Here is a 6,437-nt window from a genome sequence, read left to right on the forward strand (position 1 = left end):
AATCCTGTTGATTACAAAGACGACGGCTTCGTTGATATTACAGGCTGGTTTAATCGTGAAGATCAGGATCAGTAGATCAGCCAATAAATTTTTGGAGAAACTAGATGCCAATAGCCGAAAATCTGTTTTAACTAAAATTGGCGAGCATTATTCTATTTTTAATATATTTCGTGGTTGGTGCGTTCCAGGTTCGTTGTCGAGGCTCTAGCCCAATTTTTATCTATAATTAGGCATTATTCTATTTTTAATAGCTCTCGTAGTTGGTGCGTTACGACGGATTGTTAGCCCTAAGTAAAAGCCAAGATTGTCGCCGTCTAACGCCCCCTACATTTTATTGCAGTGTCGGCCGACAAGCAAAGTTCAGGTTATAATATTGGTTAATCCATTTAGGTTTCAGGCTTTCGCCTTTAAAATTGGACGGGAACGAATCGCCACTAAACTATCATGTTATCAACAGATTCTTATTCAAATATACTCTACCTAAACCCCAAACAAGATACTGCTAAAGGATTTTTGTTTGGATTGCAAATTCTCTTTTTACCTGATTTCCTCCTCGATCATACTCTATTAGGAAAAGAACCACCGGAACGCATCCAGGAATATTGTCGTCGCTGGACACAATTTGTCTCTGGGTTGTGGCGCAGCAGTGGTGATGTGACTTATGCTCTTAGATTTGATCTCAATCAGACTCATAAACGTATTGATAGTTATATTTTAGGGCGGTTACGCACTCCTAAAAGTTCCCAAGGAGAAAATCAAGCGAATATTCTGCTTACAGATTTAAGAAGAATGTTAGCATCTTTTGGTTTTGAGCCAGAAGTCCTGAATCAAGCACAATTACAAGAGTTGTCAGAGAATTATAATTACAACTATTGTTTTGAAGTTTGCCAGGAAGAAGTTAAAACTCCTATCAGACAAGATACTCCGATTACGGGTAATCCTCAAAATTCTGCTGCTGAGGCGGAATTTTCGATTCCCAAAGAGTTGATTTATTCTGAGCAAGAAAAACAACTTTACGCGATTCGTCCTTGGTGGGGCGCGGGAGGAACATTTCTTGTTCCTTTTAATGCGATTGCAGCACAAAATTTACCGATGAGTATCTGTATTCTCCTCAGTCCAACTCAACTTAAACCTGAAGAAAAAAACTTAATTGCTGATATTGCCAGACAAGCGGAAAGTTTAGCCCAAATGCAAACTAGAGGGACAAATTTTGGCAATGCTCAAGTTAACCCTTCCCAAAGTAAAACTGATCCTCAGTTGCGTTGGGAGTCGAGGCTATATGCGGCAAATTTACGCCGACTTACTCATCCTTTTTTGGCGACAATTTTTTGCTTTTCCCATGATGAAAGTGTCGCTCAACAAGTTGCTTCAGCGTTAGCAAGTACCTTGCGGGAAGAACAAGCTTATGAGTCCCCATTAGGAGAAACAGAACCTATCCCATCGGGAGCAAAAGTGATTTCCTATCCCAATTGTTCCTACCTACAAGCTGTCTGTAAATTACTCGATTTTAGCCCTCTTATCCTCAATTTACACAGTAAAAATGCGCCTCATGATTCTCTGCGAAGATTGCGCTATTTGATGGATGGCCGAGGTGCTGCTTCGGCGTTTCGGTTTCCGGTTTCGGTGGAAGGGGGAGTACCAGGAATTCCGGTTAAACAACGTCCCCCAGATTTCCATCCAGGACCGCGCAATGAGGAAATTCCTCCTGATAATATTGATTTAGGGCGTTTTCATGTGGGAGGTAGAGCAACTCTCTCGAAAATGCCTTTACTAAACACGCGCTAATTACGGGGTTTACCGGAAGTGGAAAAAGTAACACTTGTTTGTATTTGTTGGATCAATTTTGGCGCAAGTTTCAGATTCCTTTTTTAGTGATTGAATCAGCCAAAAAAGAATATCGAGGTTTACGCAAAGTAGATATTTTCAAGAATCAATTGAGAATTTATACATTAGGAGATGAAACTGTTTCGCCGTTGCGATTTAATCCATTTCAATTAATGCCAGGTGTTAGGGTGGAAGCACATATTGCTAAACTACAAACCTGTTTTGAGGGAGCGTTACCCCATGTGGGTCCTTTACCTTCTGTCATTGCGGAAGGATTAGAGGTTATCTATCAGCAAAAAGGCTGGCAATTAACTGATAAAGGGAGAAATCCTGAAGCAGAACCTCGTCAATTTCCGACGAGGCAGGATTTTTATCTTGCTGTAGAAAAGGTGTTAAAAGAAAGGGGGTATCAAGGAGAGGTTAAAAGTAATCTAGAAGCAGCGATTAAGGGGAGAATCAAACCATTACTGATGGGAAGTAAGGGGTTAATGTTTAGTCGTCCTATTTCTCAGCCAAGTGCTGAGGAGTTATTTAGTCATCCAGTTATTTTAGAACTTAATGATCTCAATGAGCAAGATAAGTCTTTGTTGGTGATGTTCTTTTTAACTATGTTACGAGAATATCGAGAATTAAATCCCAGTAAGGAATTAACCCATATTACTTTAGTAGAAGAAGCACACAATGTCCTAGAAAATGTGGCTTCAAAAGGAAGTGAAGAGGGAGGGACATCGGATGTCAAAGCTAAAGCAGTACAATCATTTTGTAATATGTTAGCAGAGGTCAGGGCTTATGGAGAAGGGTTAATTATTGCTGATCAAAGTCCCGAAAAATTAGCGCGAGATGCGATGCGAAATACTAATGTGCAAATTGCTCATCAGTTGCGGGATACTCATGATCGAGAGGCGATCGCCAATGCTATGATTATGAGTGAGGAGCAGCGGGATTTTCTCGGAAAATGCGAGACAGGGAGGGCAGCAATATTTTATACCGGACTACAGAAGGCGACTTTTGTGGATGTTCCAGTGTATAAAGATCCTGCACCACCCACTTATGAGGGTAAGTCTTCGATAGAGAATTGTTATCGAGGATTCGATGAGAATTTTAGTCCGCAGCAGTCTGATGAAGAGGTGCGGGTTTATATGAGTCAGTTTGGTGTAGGGAAGGAATCAAGTATTAATTGTTCTTTGTGTACAGATCGCTGTGAGTATCGGGATGATATTATTAAGTTAGTGGAGGAAACCAAGGATGAGTTTAACGAGGCGTGGGAAAAGTTCAAAAAGGCTCAATTTAAGACTGATCCCATGAAAAATCTTGCTAGACTTGTTTTAAATGTAACTAATGTTCGGGAGGAGAATTATTTGGATAAGGCTTGGTGTTATACTCAAGAAGTAGCACACCGATGTGGAATCAATGCTATTAATCAAAGTCGTAAAAATATTTTTATCAAGTCTTTTAAAGAGGTAATTTATGAAGAATAGAGAAGCATAAATTAATCACAATTCTGCCTTACAGGTTTTATCAGAAGAAGAACAACAACAAGCATATCAGAGATGTTTGATTGACTAGGAAGTAACAGCCTATGAGCATTATAGAAAGTCAAGATTCTTCGGAAAATCCAGAAGACTTAACGGAAATACAACAAAATGATGATGAAGCTTTAGCACAATGGGAACAAGAACAATCTCAACTAGAAGAAACCGAATATATATTGAAAGACCATGTTTTACAAGAAATGGAAAAACGGGATATTCCCCCAGAATTAGTAAAATCGGTACTCAACAATCCAGAACAGATAGTATCGGGTTATAATAATCGAAAGGTTTATCAATCTCGCCTAGACTTTGGAGACGGTAAAGAATACCTCTTACGACTTATTGTTGAGAGTGATCGAGAACCAATAGAAGTGATTACAGCCTACCGAACGAGTAAAATTAATAAGTATTGGGGAAAGCCATGAAAATTATTTATGATCCAGAAGTAGATATAATGAACATTATCTTTTGTGAAACTACAATCGCAGAAAGTGATGAAGACGAAAACGGCATGATTTTTGACTATAATGATGAGGGGAAAATAGTGGGTATTGAAATTCTTGATGCTTCTCAACGAGTTGATAATCCTCAAGCTATCAGTTACGTTATCCAATCATCTAAACCTTCCTAAATTATTAATTTATTAACCAAAATTTAAAATTATATGAATATCGAAAGCAGATCGATAACAGAAAGTCAAGAGTCTTCTGAAAGTTTAGAAAATTCAGCAGAAATAGAACAAACTGATGATGAAGCTTTGGCACAATTAGAATCAGAACAATCTGAAACTACAGAAAATGAATCAACTGATGAGGAGGCTTTAGCGCAATGGGAATCAGAACAATCTGAGACTCCCGAAAATGAATCTACGGATGAGGAGGCTTTAGCACAATTAGAAGCAGAACAATCTGAGACTCCCGAAAATGAACCAACAGATGAGGAGGCTTTAGCGCAATTAGAATCAGAACAATCTGAGACTCCTGAAAATGAACCAACAGATGAGGAGAAGGAAGACGGAGACGAAGATAAAGGAAAGGAAGACGGAGACGAAGATAAAAGCACTAAAAAAGGAGGTACTGATGGAGGCGGTTCGCTAGGAGATTTTTCACCATCGCCAGGTTCTAAAATTGAAGATTCTAATGATGGGGATTCTAAACCATCAACGTCTGAAGTAACGGATGAAGAAGCTACTGATGATGACAATAATGATAATCCAGAAGATGATGCCAATGATGATGATGAAGATCCTAACCCATCAACACCAGAATCATCAAGAGGACGAAAACCCGGAAATCCTCTTACATTAGGATGAAAAAAGTCAATTCACACATAAAGCTAGAGACTATCTCAATATCAAGCAATAAAGTCTGCAAAGAGGTAATCATGAAAAATCAAGTCTTAACTCCAGAATACATCTTTCAAACACCATTTCGCGCTTTTTTGTTTATTCTAGTCATTATTCTTTCCTATCCGTTTATTTGGTTTATGTGTGCTGTTATACTGTTTGTTGTGGAATTAATAATTGAAGTCTCTCAAGAGAATTATGATATTATTTCGCGCAATCTTTCTGATGATCTAACAAACTTATTTTCAGTTATAACTACGATTGTATTTTTTAGTTGGCTCTATAAATCCTCTAAATCGGGAATTATTGCTGGCAGAATATCAAATGCTTACACTTGGATTATAAAAGAAGCTTTGCGAACAGAATATCCTGAAGGTATTGTCTATATTTTAGACAATACTCTTAAACAATTTAAGAGATTTGGTTTAGATTTAAGACCCTACAAAGTGGGTGCTTATTCTGGTGGTTTGCACAGTATCACTGCAATAATGGTTTTTTTGGGTAAACGAAGTGAAGTAATGGGTTTTCCTAATTAATTTAGCTAACTTGAAAGAAGCGAGAGATATGGCTCAAGATTTAAGCCAAGAATGGTCACATCGTAATTCAACTGAAAGAAGTAGAGCTATGTCAGAAATCAGACATAAAATAGCAGAAGAGGATATGCTATTAATTTCTGGTTTTTTTGTGGGAAAAACAGGATTTGGATGGCAAAAAGTTGCTTCCTTAAGCAAAGTAGAAGACAAAAATGTTTACTGGTATTCTTACACAGAGGAGGATCATCACAACAACCAATCATTTTCCAATCCAACTCCTCCAACTCCTCCGACTCCTCAAACTCCAACCCCCAAACCACAACCTCCTTCCAGCACATCCCAAGTATTAACCTTTGAAGAATGGGTTAATCAAAACCCTGCATTACAGCATTTTTCCGAACAAGAACAACGAGAAGCTTATCAAAGGTACTCAAAATCTCAAGCAGTGAATATCCTCTCTTTCGATGAGTGGTTAACCGAAAATCCTGCTTTACAGTATTTCTCAGAGGAAGAACAAAAACAAGCCTATCAGCGATATTTAGATTCGTTAGGAGGTAATTAATAACCTTAATTGATTGTTCAAACATCCAGAGTTTATCACTGAAGCGCAACTACAAACCTTGTCATAAAATCAGGTTTGTTGCGAGGCTTTAGCCCGATTTTTATCTATAATTAGGTATTATTCTACTTTTAATATGTCTCGTCGTTGGTGCGTTACGACGGATTGTTATTCCTAAGTAAAAGCCAAGATTGTCGCCGTATAACGCAGCCTACATTTTACTTCTGAGAATTTACATTAATGACTTAGTTGAGCCTCAAAAAATTGTTACAATATTGCTCATCAAGATGAAGTGTAACCTAATTTGGTATCGACCACCGACTCCCCAAAACGAAAACTGCCTACCTGATCATTAAGATAACTGCTGTAAGAAACCCGTTTTCTTGAGTAGATTGGAGGAAAATATATGGAGCCGGCAAACACCTTAGATGCTCTAATGCTCAAAACCATCATCAAGGAAAGCGTCCGCGAAGTTATGCGGGAAGAGTGGTTTAAATTCTTCCAGATGCTGATTCCCTATGTTGATGATATAGAACAAGCTGACATAGAAGCAAACTTTAATCCTGTTGATTACAAAGACGACGGCTTCGTTGATATTACAGGCTGGTTTAATCGTGAAGATCAGGATCAGTAGATCAGCCAAT

General features: G+C 38.3%; 8 protein-coding genes and 1 pseudogene. All 9 read left to right on the forward strand.

Annotation, left to right across the window (positions count from 1 at the left end):
- Positions 1–208, forward strand: a pseudogene (locus tag IM515_RS03595) (hypothetical protein); the annotation flags it as partial.
- A gap of 236 nt (positions 209–444) precedes the next feature.
- Positions 445–1,785, forward strand: a complete 1,341-nt coding sequence (locus IM515_RS03600) for a hypothetical protein (RefSeq protein WP_287629119.1) — start codon at positions 445–447, stop codon at positions 1,783–1,785.
- Complete coding sequence (locus tag IM515_RS03605; protein ID WP_287629126.1) at positions 1,785–3,302, forward strand: ATP-binding protein; 1,518 nt, start codon at positions 1,785–1,787, stop codon at positions 3,300–3,302. The genes IM515_RS03600 and IM515_RS03605 overlap by 1 nt, the downstream gene beginning before the upstream one ends.
- A 101-nt stretch (positions 3,303–3,403) precedes the next feature.
- Positions 3,404–3,781, forward strand: a complete 378-nt coding sequence (locus IM515_RS03610) for a DUF4258 domain-containing protein (protein WP_287629121.1) — start codon at positions 3,404–3,406, stop codon at positions 3,779–3,781.
- Positions 3,778–3,987 (forward strand): DUF2283 domain-containing protein, encoded by a 210-nt coding sequence (locus tag IM515_RS03615; RefSeq protein ID WP_271989764.1) that lies wholly within the window; start codon positions 3,778–3,780, stop codon positions 3,985–3,987. The genes IM515_RS03610 and IM515_RS03615 overlap by 4 nt, the downstream gene beginning before the upstream one ends.
- A 33-nt stretch (positions 3,988–4,020) precedes the next feature.
- A complete protein-coding gene (locus IM515_RS03620) occupies positions 4,021–4,668 on the forward strand; it encodes a hypothetical protein (RefSeq protein WP_287629122.1) in 648 nt (215 codons plus the stop codon).
- Positions 4,669–4,739: 71 nt separating this feature from the next.
- Complete coding sequence (locus IM515_RS03625) at positions 4,740–5,237, forward strand: hypothetical protein (RefSeq protein ID WP_287629123.1); 498 nt, start codon at positions 4,740–4,742, stop codon at positions 5,235–5,237.
- 28 nt (positions 5,238–5,265) lie between these two features.
- Complete coding sequence (locus IM515_RS03630) at positions 5,266–5,796, forward strand: hypothetical protein (RefSeq protein WP_287629124.1); 531 nt, start codon at positions 5,266–5,268, stop codon at positions 5,794–5,796.
- Positions 5,797–6,199: 403 nt separating this feature from the next.
- Positions 6,200–6,427, forward strand: a complete 228-nt coding sequence (locus IM515_RS03635; RefSeq protein ID WP_287629125.1) for a hypothetical protein — start codon at positions 6,200–6,202, stop codon at positions 6,425–6,427.
- Positions 6,428–6,437 lie beyond the last annotated feature (10 nt).

Source organism: Microcystis sp. M44BS1, assembly GCF_020244875.1.
Classification (GTDB): Bacteria; Cyanobacteriota; Cyanobacteriia; order Cyanobacteriales; family Microcystaceae; genus Microcystis; species Microcystis panniformis.

Coding starts and splice junctions, on each gene's coding strand:
- IM515_RS03635 (WP_287629125.1), top strand. CDS start 6,200: ATGGAGCCGGCAAACACCTTAGATGCTCTAATGCTCAAAACCATCATC.
- IM515_RS03630 (WP_287629124.1), top strand. CDS start 5,266: ATGGCTCAAGATTTAAGCCAAGAATGGTCACATCGTAATTCAACTGAA.
- IM515_RS03610 (WP_287629121.1), top strand. CDS start 3,404: ATGAGCATTATAGAAAGTCAAGATTCTTCGGAAAATCCAGAAGACTTA.
- IM515_RS03620 (WP_287629122.1), top strand. CDS start 4,021: ATGAATATCGAAAGCAGATCGATAACAGAAAGTCAAGAGTCTTCTGAA.
- IM515_RS03600 (WP_287629119.1), top strand. CDS start 445: ATGTTATCAACAGATTCTTATTCAAATATACTCTACCTAAACCCCAAA.
- IM515_RS03625 (WP_287629123.1), top strand. CDS start 4,740: ATGAAAAATCAAGTCTTAACTCCAGAATACATCTTTCAAACACCATTT.
- IM515_RS03615 (WP_271989764.1), top strand. CDS start 3,778: ATGAAAATTATTTATGATCCAGAAGTAGATATAATGAACATTATCTTT.